At 45.0% G+C, this 13,997-nt stretch carries 10 protein-coding genes and 1 tRNA gene; 4 read left to right on the top strand and 7 right to left on the bottom strand.

Annotation, left to right across the window (positions count from 1 at the left end):
- Positions 1–473 precede the first annotated feature (473 nt).
- The gene (locus ACL6C3_RS11650; RefSeq protein WP_413167333.1) at positions 474–758 is read right to left on the bottom strand and encodes a hypothetical protein; all 285 of its coding nucleotides are present in this window, start codon (positions 756–758) and stop codon (positions 474–476) included.
- Between the two features lie 377 nt (positions 759–1,135).
- Between ACL6C3_RS11650 and ACL6C3_RS11645 the strand changes: the two genes are divergently transcribed.
- Positions 1,136–1,555, top strand: coding sequence for a hypothetical protein (locus ACL6C3_RS11645; RefSeq protein ID WP_413167332.1), 420 nt, complete (start codon positions 1,136–1,138; stop codon positions 1,553–1,555).
- Positions 1,556–1,661: 106 nt separating this feature from the next.
- Here the strand turns inward: ACL6C3_RS11645 and ACL6C3_RS11640 are convergent, their stop codons facing one another.
- The 3 genes from ACL6C3_RS11640 to ACL6C3_RS11630 all read right to left on the bottom strand — a co-directional run bounded on the left by ACL6C3_RS11640 (position 1,662) and on the right by ACL6C3_RS11630 (position 4,799).
- A complete protein-coding gene (locus tag ACL6C3_RS11640) occupies positions 1,662–2,546 on the bottom strand; it encodes a PhzF family phenazine biosynthesis protein (protein ID WP_413167331.1) in 885 nt (294 codons plus the stop codon).
- A 170-nt stretch (positions 2,547–2,716) separates the two neighbouring features.
- Positions 2,717–4,261 carry an anthranilate synthase component I gene (gene trpE / locus ACL6C3_RS11635; protein WP_413167330.1) on the bottom strand — a complete coding sequence of 515 codons (1,545 nt, stop codon included), beginning with the start codon at positions 4,259–4,261 and terminating at the stop codon, positions 2,717–2,719.
- Positions 4,262–4,370: 109 nt separating this feature from the next.
- Positions 4,371–4,799 carry a photosystem I reaction center subunit II PsaD gene (locus tag ACL6C3_RS11630; RefSeq protein WP_413167329.1) on the bottom strand — a complete coding sequence of 143 codons (429 nt, stop codon included), beginning with the start codon at positions 4,797–4,799 and terminating at the stop codon, positions 4,371–4,373.
- Positions 4,800–5,052: 253 nt separating this feature from the next.
- Between ACL6C3_RS11630 and ACL6C3_RS11625 the strand changes: the two genes are divergently transcribed.
- Positions 5,053–6,147 (top strand): HEAT repeat domain-containing protein, encoded by a 1,095-nt coding sequence (locus tag ACL6C3_RS11625; protein ID WP_413167328.1) that lies wholly within the window; start codon positions 5,053–5,055, stop codon positions 6,145–6,147.
- A gap of 128 nt (positions 6,148–6,275) precedes the next feature.
- Positions 6,276–9,374, top strand: coding sequence for an NACHT domain-containing protein (locus ACL6C3_RS11620; protein WP_413167327.1), 3,099 nt, complete (start codon positions 6,276–6,278; stop codon positions 9,372–9,374).
- Positions 9,375–9,601: 227 nt separating this feature from the next.
- On the opposite strand, the gene ACL6C3_RS11615 is transcribed toward ACL6C3_RS11620, so the two are convergent.
- The 3 genes from ACL6C3_RS11615 to ACL6C3_RS11605 form a co-directional block, all read right to left on the bottom strand.
- A tRNA-Lys gene (locus ACL6C3_RS11615) sits at positions 9,602–9,673 on the bottom strand.
- Positions 9,674–9,739: 66 nt separating this feature from the next.
- A complete protein-coding gene (locus ACL6C3_RS11610) occupies positions 9,740–10,630 on the bottom strand; it encodes an aldose epimerase (protein ID WP_413167326.1) in 891 nt (296 codons plus the stop codon).
- 584 nt (positions 10,631–11,214) lie between these two features.
- Positions 11,215–13,155 (bottom strand): CapA family protein, encoded by a 1,941-nt coding sequence (locus tag ACL6C3_RS11605; protein WP_413167325.1) that lies wholly within the window; start codon positions 13,153–13,155, stop codon positions 11,215–11,217.
- 468 nt (positions 13,156–13,623) lie between these two features.
- Here ACL6C3_RS11605 and ACL6C3_RS11600 point away from each other — a divergent pair, with 468 nt between their 5' ends.
- Positions 13,624–13,935: a DUF6679 family protein gene (locus ACL6C3_RS11600; protein ID WP_413167324.1), complete on the top strand. Its 312-nt coding sequence runs from the start codon at positions 13,624–13,626 to the stop codon at positions 13,933–13,935.
- The last annotated feature ends 62 nt before the right edge of the window (positions 13,936–13,997 follow it).

Here is a 13,997-nt window from a genome sequence, read left to right as displayed (position 1 = left end):
AACGTTTTGTGATGTTTTTTATGTAGAAATGAAACAATGTTCCCGATTCGGAAACAAAAAAACACCCCTGAAAAAACATTTTTCAGTCCGTTTCCTAAAAGCCACTTTTAGGCTAAGATTAGTTTTGAGTTTTAATTTGAAGTTTTGTTAAGTAACTGGGTTTGGATTTTTCCTCCTGTCTTTCAAATCAATTCCTATCTCTATTTCTGAACTTGGCCCTGTTTTTTTCTGAGATTTTCTAAAAAATTGTGTAAACTTGACCTCAACAGCTTTTCGACATCGAGACAATCATCAATAAGCTGTTTTATATTTCAACTCAATTCGGTTGAGGGCTGTCGGGTGTCGGGAGTCCGTGAGGATGTAATTGAGATGGTTAACCGCTTAAACCACCTCCTTTATTTTTGCAATTGAGACCGATTGAAACATCTATTCAAATATTCAAAATGGATTCTTAAACTTGAAAAACTATTGAGTTAATTTAATAATTTTTTCTGTTCAAACTGACGCAGATCGGGGAGGTAAAATCGTTTAATCTGACTTGGTAAATTAACAAGGTATTGGAGTAAATCCAGGTGTAAAACCGCGTCATAATCTTGCAACTCTTGAGAATATTTTTTCGTCACCACTGCAACAGAAGCGATGACCTTTCCTTTAGGTTGGTTAATTTCCACCACAGTCCCGACATCAAGCCATTGATTGGAGCGAATCCGTTGACCGGGGAGTTCTTCATTGGTAAATTTTACGATGTATTCGTACATACTCCTACCTCTTTTAGCAAAATAATCCTTGGATTATTCAACAGTTGTTGCATCGCTTTTTCCGGTAATTCTGTTGATTTGAGAACAACTAATTTCCCCAAAAATTTACCGGATTAATTGGGTGACAAAACGGATGTAGGAATTTTTCAAAGTCCCGAGGGGGTTTTGACCCTCTTGGGGTGGGGAGTTGATGTCTGAGCGTTTGGGCGTCGCTCTTTAACTCAATCTAAAATTTGGGTATAATGTATTTGTAGCCTTTCTCATCTTTCCTCTTGACTTTTGTCCAAAACATAAAGTCCTGTACCTCACCACTTGTGAGAATTGCTATCGCTTGAATTCATCCCCCATTTGAACTCTAATTTTTAGGAGAGATATAAATGGCATCCGATTCAACAAATGGCAATCAACTTAGCAAGCTACAATTTATCGGAGTTATTGTAGCAACGACTTTGATCGGAGGTTTTCTCCTCTCAAAAATTATCTCGCCAAACGATCAACCCGTCGAACAAACTGAAAAAATTCCTATCCTTCCAGAATATCCCCAGTCTCAAACCCCCGAAGAACCGAAAGTTATTACACCGCCGCTTCAAGCTTCAGCCTCAAGGGAAAACACCCAAACCGTTGTGCTAGTTCCTCGCACTCAAGCTCAAGTTGATTGTGTTTTGGGAGGCGGTGGCGTGGCTTGTTTTGATGAAAATTATCGTCCGAATTATCCCACAACTTCTAATCAAGAAGAATGGGAAGAATGGGAGCGCCGCGAAGAAGAAAAACGAAATTGGATCAAGAGATTATTTTAGTTATTTTTCTCAAAATAGATGCACTAAATCGATAGCGGCGTTCGTTGCAAATCGAGGTTTTTTCTGTTAGAATAGTAGGGATAGATTTGAGGAAAATCGAACGGCTTTAAAACAGTTGTCCTTTGGCAACCTTAACAACTTTTCCGCCGACCATGACTTCAATTTTATCGGCTATTTTTTGAGATTTTAAATACAAAATAGAAGGGCGATTAATTTCATAACCCTGTTCAACTTTAACTTCAATCTCATCTTGATCAAAATAGGAATGTTGAACCAAATATCCCGCCAAACATCCGTTAGCGCTTCCGGTTGCGGGGTCTTCAGGAATTCCCAAAGCCGGCGCAAACATTCTCGCGCTAATATGATTTTCCGGGCTATAAGGTTCGGGAGAAAAGACTAAAATCTCAGTTGAATGAGTCATTTCCATCAGCTTAGAATACGGTTCTAAATTCACTTGTGCTTTCTTCAAAGCCGCGAGATTTTTAACCGGAACCACGATAAACGGAATTCCAGTCGAAACCTCTTGAATGGGAAATTTAGAATCAATTTCACTCACCTCTAACCCCAACGTTTCCGCCACCAAATCAACCGCTAACGTTTGATAAAATTCCGCTTGATTCTGTCGCATCCATAAAATTTCATCCCCATCCTCATCCTCAGTCCAAGTCACCGGAATCTGTCCAACCCCCAAATTTAAAGTAATTTGTTCGACGGGTTTTTGAATAAATTCTTGCTGAATAATGTATGCAGTACCCAAAGTAGGATGACCCGCAAAAGGCAATTCTTTCTGAGGCGTAAAAATTCGCACATCATAGCCGCCATCTTCAGTTTGACTGGAGGGAATAAAAGAAGTTTCCGAATAGTTCATCTCTTGGGCGATTTGCTGCATTTCTGCATCTGATAAAGATTTTACTCCCTCTCCGAAAACAACCGCCAACTGATTCCCTGCATATTTATCTTCCGCAAAAACATCAACAATATAAAAATCCATGATGCTCGTCTTTGTTTGTAAATGGTTAGTTCACCAAAAATGAATTAGACAACAGAATCCTTAAAATCATTAAATTTTAATCCGGGTAGATTTGCCAATTAAATTCCCCAACTCCTGTTCAGAAATCTAGTTACAAACCGCCCCATTTTGCACCCAAATAAATTTAAAACTTAGCGAGTTTTTAAACAACCAATTGCTTCCAATAAACCCCTCGCTTTATTGAGCGTTTCTTCGTATTCTTTCTGAGGATCGGAATCGGCAACCAAACCCGCCCCCGCCTGAACACTCACCACAAATTTACCATCAGTTTGAGGACTAACTAACATCGTTCGGATCGTAATCGCACTATTTAGCTGTCCTTCAAAATCATAATACCCATAAACCCCAGAATAAGGCCCGCGACGACAACCTTCTAACTCGTGGATAATTTCCATCGCCCGAATTTTCGGCGCCCCGCTAACGGTACCGGCCGGAAAACAAGCTTTTAACAAATCCCAAGCCGTTTTCTCGTCGGCCAATTCTCCCACAACATTGCTGACAATGTGCATCACATGAGAGTATCTTTCAATCACCATTAATTCATCAACCTTGACGCTACCGTGACGACAAACCCGCCCCAAATCATTTCGCCCCAAGTCCACTAACATCACGTGTTCGGCTATTTCTTTGGGATCTTTGAGTAACTCCGCCGCCAGCGCATCATCTTCGGCGGTGGTTTGTCCCCGGCGGCGAGTTCCCGCAATGGGACGCACAGTGGCGACGGTTTTTCCTTCCGGGGTTTTCTCCGCTTTGACCATCACTTCGGGACTCGATCCGATCATCTGCCAATTCCCAAAGTTAAAATAAGCCATATAAGGCGAAGGATTAACTAAGCGCAAAGAACGGTATAACGCAAAAGGTTCGCCTTCGTAGGGGGCTGAAAGTCGCTGCGACAAAACCACTTGAAAGATATCTCCGGCTTTGATATAGGCTTTGGCTTTTTCGACATTCGCACAAAATTGTTCTCGGGAAATATTGCTGCGATAACCGTCAATTTCGCCGATCTGTAACTGTTGTTTATCTGTCGTTGGCGGTGTCCATTCTAACAGCGTTCGTTCCCGTGAAAATAGCGGTGACTCCAATTGATTTAACAGTTGGGTAACGCGCGCGCAAGCTTCTTGATAAGCGGTTTTGAGATCGCCATTGCGAGTATCGGCATAAGCAACCGCCCAAATTTTACGTTTAACCTGATCAAAAATAATCAGATGATCAACTTGCATCCACAAACCATCGGGAATTTGATCTTCTGTCGGTTCATACACCGGAACACGGGGTTCGATCCAGCGCATCAGTTCATATCCCCAAAACCCAAATAAACCCCCAATTCCAGGGGGTAACTGCGGTAATTTTACCGGATGATAGGGGGCCAGACAGTTTTGTAATACTTTAAACGGATCGCCGTCAAATTCTTCTGTGGTGCCATCGCGATAAGTTTGAGTTGTCCGTCTTCCTCGCGCTTCTAAAACCCAAACCGGGTTACAACCTACCATACTGTAGCGTCCCAACTTCAAGCCGCCTTCAACCGATTCTAAGAGAAAATTGTAAGGCTGATCGGCACAGACTCGATACCACACTGAAACGGGAGTATCCAAGTCCGCTACCCATTCTTGGTACACGGGAATAAAATTGCCAAGAGTAGCTAATTTTTGAAATTGCGAGAAGTCAGGAAACATCATAGCGGACTAGAGAGGATTAAACAGTGAAGGATGAAGGCTTTTTTTGACCTTCATCCTGCCATCATTGAGCGTAGCAATACTCTATTTAGCCTTGCTCAAAGGTCAAGCACTAAACTTCGTAAGTTGTTTTTCCACTAAACTTGAGTTTAGCCGGATCGGGATTGGAGCCGATATTACGGTCGATCTTACCGTAGAAATCGCGGCCTTCGTTAACTTTTTCAGGGAATACCCCATCTTTCGGATGCAGGTATTCCATTTCGCCGTTTGGAAAAATGCGGTAGATTTTAAAATTTTCAATTTTCGGCTTGAACTTTGTCCGCAGTTGAGTCCCTAAAGCGAGACATTGTTCTTTGCGGGCCAAGTATAACAGGTTTTCACCTTCATTCATTACAGCGGCACCACCTGTGGGCATTTCAAAGACTTGCTCTTTGGGGCTAGTCCAGGTAATGGCGTATTTTTCTTCAATTTCGGCTTTGGAAAGTAAGCCACCGGTGCTACCACCGAAAATCGGGGGTTTTCCAGTCAGTTGTTCTGCCATAGAAGGTCTATAGTAAGGTTTTTACGGCATCCTATCACTCATATTGCTGAATCGGTCGCGATCGTAAAGAACCGTTACACATTGCAGTCATTGGCGATCGCTGTGTTGATCTGCCGATTTGTTCAACTAGGGGTTAGTCAGTAGAGTGCATCAGATTTTTCAGCACTAAGCCGCGATCGCGGATTCTATCTCCGAGAAACCGGGTTGATGATAGGCTATCATAGAAGCGAACCCCTGCTCAAAATTCTCAACAATGATAGATTGGTTAGCGTTGTGGGGCGTTAGGAAAAAGGATCACTCCGATACTCTGAGTCTCCTCAAATCCCGGGCTGAGAATGATGAAAATCCGGCGGTCCGACGTGCGGCGGTCGAAGAACTCGCCCAAGGTTACAAGGATCATCCCGATACTCTGAACATCCTCAAATCTTGCGCTGAGAATGATGAAAACTGGACCGTGCGAATGGCGGCGGTGCGGGAACTCGCCCGAGGTTACAAGGATCACCCCGATACGCTGAAAATCGTCCAATTTCGGGTTGAGAACGATGAACATCTGGATGTGCGACGGGGGACGGTGCGGGAACTCGCCCAAGGCTACAAGGATCACCCCGATACTCTAAACATCCTCAAATCTCGCGCGGAGAATGATGAAAATTGGGCTGTGCGACAAACGGCGGTGCGGGAACTCGCCCGAGGCTTCAAGGATCACCCCGATACTCTGAGTATCCTCAAAACCTGGGCTTACAATAATGATCAAAATCCGTCCGTGCGATGTGCGGCGGTCGAAGAACTCGGTCAAGGCTACCCGGATCACCCCGATACTCTGAACATCCTCAAATCTCGGGCTGAAAATGATGAAAGTTCGTCCGTCCGATACGCAGCGGTTGAAGAACTCGCCCAAGGCTACCCGGATCACCCCGATACGCTGAATATCCTCAAATCTCGCGCTGAGAATGATGAAGATCAGTATGTGCGACAAGCGGCGGTGGAGGAACTCGCCCAAGGCTACCCGGATCACCCCGATACGCTGAATATCCTCAAATCCCGGGCTGAGAATGATGAAAACTGGCGTGTGCGAATTGCGGCGGTGCAAGAACTCGCCCAAGGCTGGAAAGATGAACCTTGGATGTTTGAATTTCTACAAAATCGCACTCTCAACGATTCTTTTGAACGCCAGGAAGACTGGCAAGATAACCCCAGAGAAATCGCACTGAAAGCCATTGTTAAAAACTATCCCAATCATCCTCAAACGTTGCCATTGTTGCTGGATAGAGCCGAAAATGATTCCGACGAACAGTTAAGAAAATGGGCGAACCAGCAGTTAGAGAAGTTTGAGAATAGGAATATATAGTTAGCCTGTAGGGTGGATCAGATTTTTCAGCTAATGATGCGAATAGTTAATTTCTAGTCTGATGCACCCTGCGAATCATCAACCTGCGGGTTATCATAGAAGCGAACCTATACTCGTAATTCTCAACGATGATAGATTGGTTAGCGTTGTGGGGTGTTACTCAGGCTGTTGGCTTTGTCTTCAAACCGATTTTACAAGACTTAGCAAAAGACGCAGCCAAAGATTACGTTAAAGACTTTTTCAAAAGTTGTCTATCAAATGTATTGCGATTACCCGAAAAAGAACCGCTTCAAATTGCGACAGGTAAAGCGATTACAGAATTTTTGAAACTAATTCAACAAGAACTCGAAGATGCCGATTTAGAATACATAGAAATTCAACAATATAAGTTATCGGTCGAAGAATTTATTAAAGATAAAGAAGTTGCGGAAGCATTGGGGGAAACTTTTATCGATCAAAGTTCTCTCAACGCAAAATTTCTAAAAGAACGTTGGCAAAAATTAGAAGTTGGCAAAAAATTTCTACCCGATGAGTTTGACTGGGAAAAAATCGCCAAACGATATCAGAGACAAGTTAAAGCGATTATTCAAGAAACGCCCGAACTTCGAGAAATTCTTGATTCTCAAAACTTAGCAAAATTAGCCGATGCTGTTCCCGTTCAGCCAGAATTTGACCTGATAAAACATCAAGAAGGCATCCGAGAACGGTATGGAAATCTGAAGCTAGAAAACCTCGATACAACGGGTTACGCCTACAACGCCCTCAAACTATGGAGAATTTTTATGCCCCAGAACGTGCGGGAATGTCAGGAATATTTACCCCAAGTTTATGAGATACCCAAAGAGTATTTTAGACAACTCAAAGAACGGGGAGAACTCGATGAAAATCTTTCCCAAGAAGATTTAGAAGATTTAGAACAACATCGTCGCCGCTATTCCCAACAGCAAATTCAATCAGTTCTAGAAGTTGTTAACAATCCCGATTATCAATATTTAGTAATTCTGGGCGATCCGGGTTCGGGAAAATCAACACTGCTACAATATCTCGCTTTAAACTGGGCAGAACTGACCGCAAAAGAATTACCCGATCATCCCATTCCCTTATTAATTGAACTGCGAACCTATAGCCGCGAAAAACAAGAGAAAAAATGCAAAGATTTTCTAGAATTTTTCCATCACGGTAATGTAATTTGTCGTTTACCGCAACAGGAACTTCATACTCGACTACAACGGGGTGATGTTTTGGTAATGTTTGACGGGTTAGATGAAGTCTTCGATCCCGCCCAACGGGAAGAAATAATCAACGATATTCACCGCTTTACTAACGATTATCCTAACATTCGAGCGATCGCAACTTCTCGCGTGATTGGTTACAAAGCCCAACGGTTGAGGGATGCACAATTCCGGCATTTCATGTTACAAGATTTGGAAGATGAACAAATCGAAGATTTTATTCAAAATTGGCACGAATTAACCTTTACTGATGAAGCCGATAAAATCCGAAAACGCGATCGCTTAAAACAGGGAATTTCTACCTCCTCAGCCATTCGAGAACTCGCCGGAAATCCCCTGTTATTGACCATGATGGCTATTCTCAACCGCAACCAAGAACTGCCTCGCGATCGCCCCGAACTCTACAACCAAGCCTCACGGGTATTATTGCATCAATGGGATATTGAACGAACATTGCGAGATGAGAAAATTGACCCGATAGCAATTGACTACAAAGATAAACAGGAAATATTGCGGCGAGTCGCGTCTTGTATGCAAAAAAATGAACAAGGTTTAGCCGGAAACCTGATTAATCGGGAAAATTTAGAACTAATTTTAACAGAATATTTGCGGGATATTGTCAGCGAACCCCGTACAATTGCCCGGGCTTTGATTGAACAGTTGCGAACTCGTAATTTTATTCTCTGTTATGTAGGAAGTGATTTTTATGCCTTTGTTCATCGAACGTTTTTAGAATATTTCTGCGCTTGGGAGTTTGTTTGGCAGTTTGAAAAAGAGCGATCGCTAACCGAAGATGAATTAGTTCAAGTTTATGCCGAACATTGGCGGGAGGAAACTTGGCATGAAGTCTTACGGTTAATGGCGGGAATGTTGGATGCGAAGTTTATCGGGAAAGTATTGGAATATTTGATGGCGCTGGATGGAGAAGCGGATAAATTTATGAATTTGTTTCTCGCCGCAGAATGTTTGGCAGAAGTCAGAACTCTTAATCCGGTGATAACAGTTGCTAATCAACTCTTTGAAAAAATAAAAGATTTAACCCGCTACGATTTGCATTATTACTATGATTACCGTGATCAAGAAGAAACAAAGTTAGTTCAAGAGATTCGCACCAAAGCTGTTCAAACGGTTGCTAATACTTGGAAAGAACGCCCCGATACGCTGAAATTCCTCAAATCCCGGGCTGAGAATGATGAAGATTCGGATGTGCGAGTTGCGGCGGTGGAAGAACTCGCCAAAGGTTATAACAATCACCCCGATACGCTGAAATTCCTCAAATCCCGGGCTGAGAATGATGAATATTGGCTTGTGCGACGTGCGGCGGTGGAAGAACTCGCCAAAGGTTATAACAATCACCCCGATACGCTGAAATTCCTCAAATCCCGGGCTGAGAATGATGAAAATTGGGCTGTGCGACGTGCGGCGGTGCAAGAACTCGCCAAAGGTTATAACAATCACCCCGATACGCTGAAATTCCTCAAATCCCGGGCTGAGAATGATGAACATCCGGATGTGCGACGTGCGGCGGTGGAAGAACTCGCCAAAGGTTATAACAATCACCCCGATACGCTGAATATCCTCAAATCCCGGGCTGAGAATGATAAACATTCGGCTGTGCGAGTTGCGGCGGTGGAAGAACTCGCCAAAGGTTATAACAATCACCCCGATACGCTGAATATCCTCAAATCCCGGGCTGAGAATGATGAAATTTGGGCTGTGCGAGTTGCGGCGGTGGAAGAACTCGCCCAAGGCTGGAAAGATGAACCTTGGATGTTTGAATTTCTACAAAATCGCACTCTCAACGATTCTTTTGAACGCCAGGAAGACTGGCAAGATAACCCCAGAGAAATCGCACTGAAAGCTATTGTTAAAAACTATCTCAATCATCCTCAAACGTTGCCATTGTTGCGGGATAGAGCCGAAAATGATTCGGATGAACAGTTAAGAGAATGGGCGAACAAGCAGTTAGAGAAGCTGGAGAATCGGAGCGTATAGACAATAAAAACAAATACAATTAAAGTCGTTAAGATAACACGGTTTTACTTTGTGGAGAACCAGAAGACCTATGACAGTGAGTTGGAACTATCGAGTTTTCAAAGAAGCAAACGGCGATTTTATTATATAATTAGCTGAACGAGCCGAACTTTCCGTTCCGGGCGATCGCTTTACGGTTTGGTGAAAAACGACTAGAGCAACTTCGTGTATCGCTTCTTTCTTTTTTATGGGTCGCCTGGGATTCGAACCCAGGACCAATCGGTTAAAAGCCGAGTGCTCTACCGCTGAGCTAGCGACCCGTTCATTCAATTTGAGTCAACGATAAATGATTGTAGCACAGCTTTTTGGAAAAAGAAAGGGGATTTTCAAAAAAATGTGGCGTTGAGATGAACCAACATCTCACAAGTGGCTCCAGGAGGGAGATAGGTCAACAATTTTCCCGTATTCAGGGCATTGCGGGGGGCTGTCCAGGGTTCGAGACAGTAATAATTTTTGCCCTTCACCGTCCAAAACACCAAATTCGAGTAAGCCGAATGATAACCCACGAGAATTCTCAGATTCCGACTCAAATCGGTTGCAGTCGCCGCCAACCCCGTTAACGGGCCAAAAATCCCATCAATCTCATCGACATTCGGATCGAAATGACCCGTAAAATCATGTAATTTTTGGGTAATCTGGTCCCGATATTGCATCGCCGGAATCTCAAAAAGCAGTTTAGACTTATCCGAGACCCAAAAATAGGGATGCAACCCCGTCGAAAACGGCATCACTTGAGGAGGTAAACCCTCCATCGTCCCCGACAGATTCGTAAAACGCTGAAAGATAATCAAATCCGAACCCTTCAGCTTATAAGTGAACTCCAACTCAAAATCAAACGGATAAACCTCGCGAGTCTCCCCATTGCTGGTTAACGTCAGGGTAATCGCCGCATAATCGGTTGCCACCTGGTTTGTCACCGTCCAGGGCAAATCGCGAGCGAAACCATGCTGCTTGAGCGTGTAGCGCCGACCATTATAGAGGTAGGCATCCTCGGGCAAATTCCCACAAATGGGAAACAAAATCGGAATACCTCCCCGCACCGTCAAATTAGAATTAGCAAACCGTTCTGTATCGAGATACAGTAACTCTTTACCTTTGACTTGCCAACGAGTAATCATCCCCCCGCGTTCGGGTACAACCTCCAAGCGAGATTGATAGTGATGATCCAACAAGCAGTAAGTCTTGTATTGTTTTTTTTCTAGAGCGATCGCAAACACAGTGATTCGTCAGTGATGGAAAACTGAGCGTCAGGTACTCACACTGACGGCAATGCCAAACAGATGTGAGATTCCCGTTGATAGCGCCGAAGCCAAGAGAATCGGAAAACTCTTTTAGCTCAAACGGCGTTTGCAGGTTGAGCAGGATGACTCCCCCCTGCACTCCCGTACAGCGTGGCGCCGTACCCGGGCAGACCCCCTGCGCCCAAAGGGGTTAAATTTGAGTTGGAGTTTCACCGTAGGCAAGAGAATCGGCCGGCTGAACAGCCCAAGATCCCGAGTGGTCTTTCTGTCGGTTTTCTCTGGTCATGGTGGGTCGGCTACCTTTTTGATTTTAACGTTTCCCCTGGGAAAACCAACATCTCCGTACAGCTTTAATCCTACAAATAGCATTACCGCATTTAGAAGAAGGGCTTCCCGCAAAAAAAGCGAAAAGGTTCACCAGAAGAATACAACGCCATTGTCGCACAAAGCCAGTCCGTTGAGAGTCAACTTTAACATTCAAGATCCGCCAATTTTCTTGGCGGATCTTGGCAATTTGAACGCCGTGAAAATTGAGCCAAAGCCATCAACGAAACACCGGCTCAAAAGTTGAAACCCCGCTCTTGAACCCCAGAAACAATCGGAGGTAACTCAACCCTTCCTTTGCGATCGCCGTGAACCTCAGCCTCAGACAAAGCAAAAGAGATCGAACCCCAACTTTGATCGTTGTCACCGCGAGAAGTCGATGTTGATTGTGGTGTTGCGGGAGGAACCGAAATAAACGGATCTTTAATAAAAGGGTCGTGAATGTAGGGTTTAACCGAATCAGAACCCTCCGAAGCCGGAGCTAACTGAGGCGGTAAATTCACCGTTTCAGTGGGTTGGGCGTCACCCGAGTCGTCTACAACATCCTCTGAAATCTCGGGTTCTTGAGAGGCTTCAGTGGGTTGAGATAAATTCGGGAGTTGGGGAGAAGCCGGAGCAACCGGTTTGCTGTCAACAGAACGCACCCCAGAAGAACTCGGAGCATCCAAAACAATCGGAGAAGTCATCGGTTCCTCAAAAATACGAGACAGACGCTCGACGTTTTGTAAAATCTCATCCCCCTTTTGACCCCGAACAATTTTCGCCTGATATTGTCGAACTTCCACAGGCAAAAATTCCACCTTCATTTTCCGATCCGCCTTCAGCGACACCTTTAAAACCGCCGTATCATAATCAGTGCGGCTATTTCCCCCAAAAATAAAATTACCCAAAGAATAAACAATCGGCCGACCTTTATAAATTTCCGCACCCTGCAACACGTGGGGATGATGTCCGACGACCAAATCCGCCCCCTGCTCAATCGTAAATCGAGCCAGTTCAATTTGCCAGTCGCCGGGATACTGAGCCAGTTCAACCCCCCAATGAAAATTCACAATAATCCAATCGACCTGATCGCGAACCGCTTGAATATCGGCCGCCACCCGTTCATCATAACGGGGATTCGTGCCGGGAGTCTTTTCACCGGCCGCATGAAAATCCGCATCATAATAGCCAAAATAGGCAATTCGCTGACCCTTAACCTCCAGAATCTCCGGACGTCGGGCTTCGGTGAGATCCCGACCCGCCCCAACCGCGTGAATTCCGGCATTTTCGAGAGTTTCGAGGGTTTCAATCAGTCCCTCGCCCTCATAATCCATCGCATGATTATTAGCGAGGTTAACAATATCAACCCCCCCGCTGGCCAACACTTGCACCGCTTCCGGGTCCGCTTTAAAATTAAACTGCTTGTTGGGACGGCGCAGCGTGGAACGGGTTAAGGGATTTTCTAAATTCACCATAGCCACATCGACCTCGCGGTATTCATCTAGTTTTTCAAAAGCCCAGGTATGATCGTCACCGACAACCCTTTCAAAATGGTCAGAAAGGGTCACATCTCCCCCAAACATCAGCGTTACAGTCGGATCGTTGGGTTTTTGAATTGTGGTGTGCTGAACCACCGGAACCACCTCCAAAGCTGCCTGCACTTGCTCGGGACGCTTGGGAGGTAAAGTAGAAGAAACGACATTCTGTTGAGCCGGCGTCGGAGATTGGGGCAGTTGAGCCGATACTTCATAGTAGCTCACCCAACATCCCAAAATAAACGCACTCAGAGCCGAACCCATCATCAGCAAAGTGCGGAACATTCTGAACTTGAGTCCATCGAGCGTTCCGCTGCGAGAGCGTCGCCGGACTTGGTTGGCGGGGGTAACAATCCTCACCGACTGCTTCCACAACACCGGACCCTCACCGGTATAGCGCCCGAGAATCTGCACCCCTTCCACCGTTGGAGAGTTCAGCTTCCACAACAGATGACAGATAAATTTAATAATACGATCGGCGACCGGTTCGGTTTGGAACTCCACCAACACCTGCAAGCGTCCCCGTCCTTGCAGTCCGACGTGAGCGTAAATCCCTTGGGGGCGCAGATAACTGTTAATCAAGTAACTAATCGCTTGAAAATCACCCGAGCGAGCTAAAGCAAAAATAGACGGTTGAGATAAATTTTCGGCATAAACCATATACACGCACTTCCTAACACAACCAGCATTGAACGCAAGAGATACCCCAGATTCTCTATTGCCACAAAACCTGCAAATTTATTTTACGGTTTGACCTCCAAGTTGCGATCGCCGGTTCTCCGGTCAACTCAACCGATACGATCGCACCAAGCCTAGCTCCCCTCGATTTAGGCGGTAAATGTCGAGATCTCCCCCGAGTCGAGACAGAGAATTCTTTCTATTTTGAAGCCAAGTTTAGCAGGTTTGGGTGAGCCAGGATACACCAGTCTGTTAAAATCGCTCAAGTTTGAATTCCTCCCACTGACTTCGGACGAAGGAGACTCTCATTGAGAGCCGGCGACGGACTTCTCCATTTTCTCAAGGGATCGGGTACAATTTAAGTAAGCTAATTATTATTATTCAAATGATTGGCTTAGTTGTTAGTTAGAGACTTCCCATAGTCAGCGCACTTCTCAGGATAAGTTTAAAATGCTACATCGCAAGATTTATCAACTTTGTTGTGACGGTCGTGAAGTCTGTATCTTCTTGCGGGATCAGCAACGCTGGATCGAGAAAGCCCGCATCCTCGATATCGAGGGGGATCTAGTCACCCTGCGCTATGAAACAGAAGAAGACGACGAAATCTCTTCTTGGGAAGAAATGGTGCGCCTAGAAAGCATAGGTGCTGTCAGTCAGAAGTTGGCTTCGGTTTCGAGAGGATATTTCGATCCGCAAATTGCAGAAGATTGTCCGGAAGCCGAACAAATTCGGAATCCAACTTCAGACTCCAACCCCGAGTAATTCGATTCCTCCGTCGGGAGGATTGGCAGCACCCGAAAGCCAGAAGCTCGCCCAATTTTTTC

Source organism: Capilliphycus salinus ALCB114379 (genome assembly GCF_047276495.1).
Taxonomy (GTDB): domain Bacteria; phylum Cyanobacteriota; class Cyanobacteriia; order Cyanobacteriales; family Microcoleaceae; genus Capilliphycus; species Capilliphycus salinus.
Note: the sequence above shows the minus strand (reverse complement) of the source record. Positions and strands in the feature narration are given on the sequence as shown.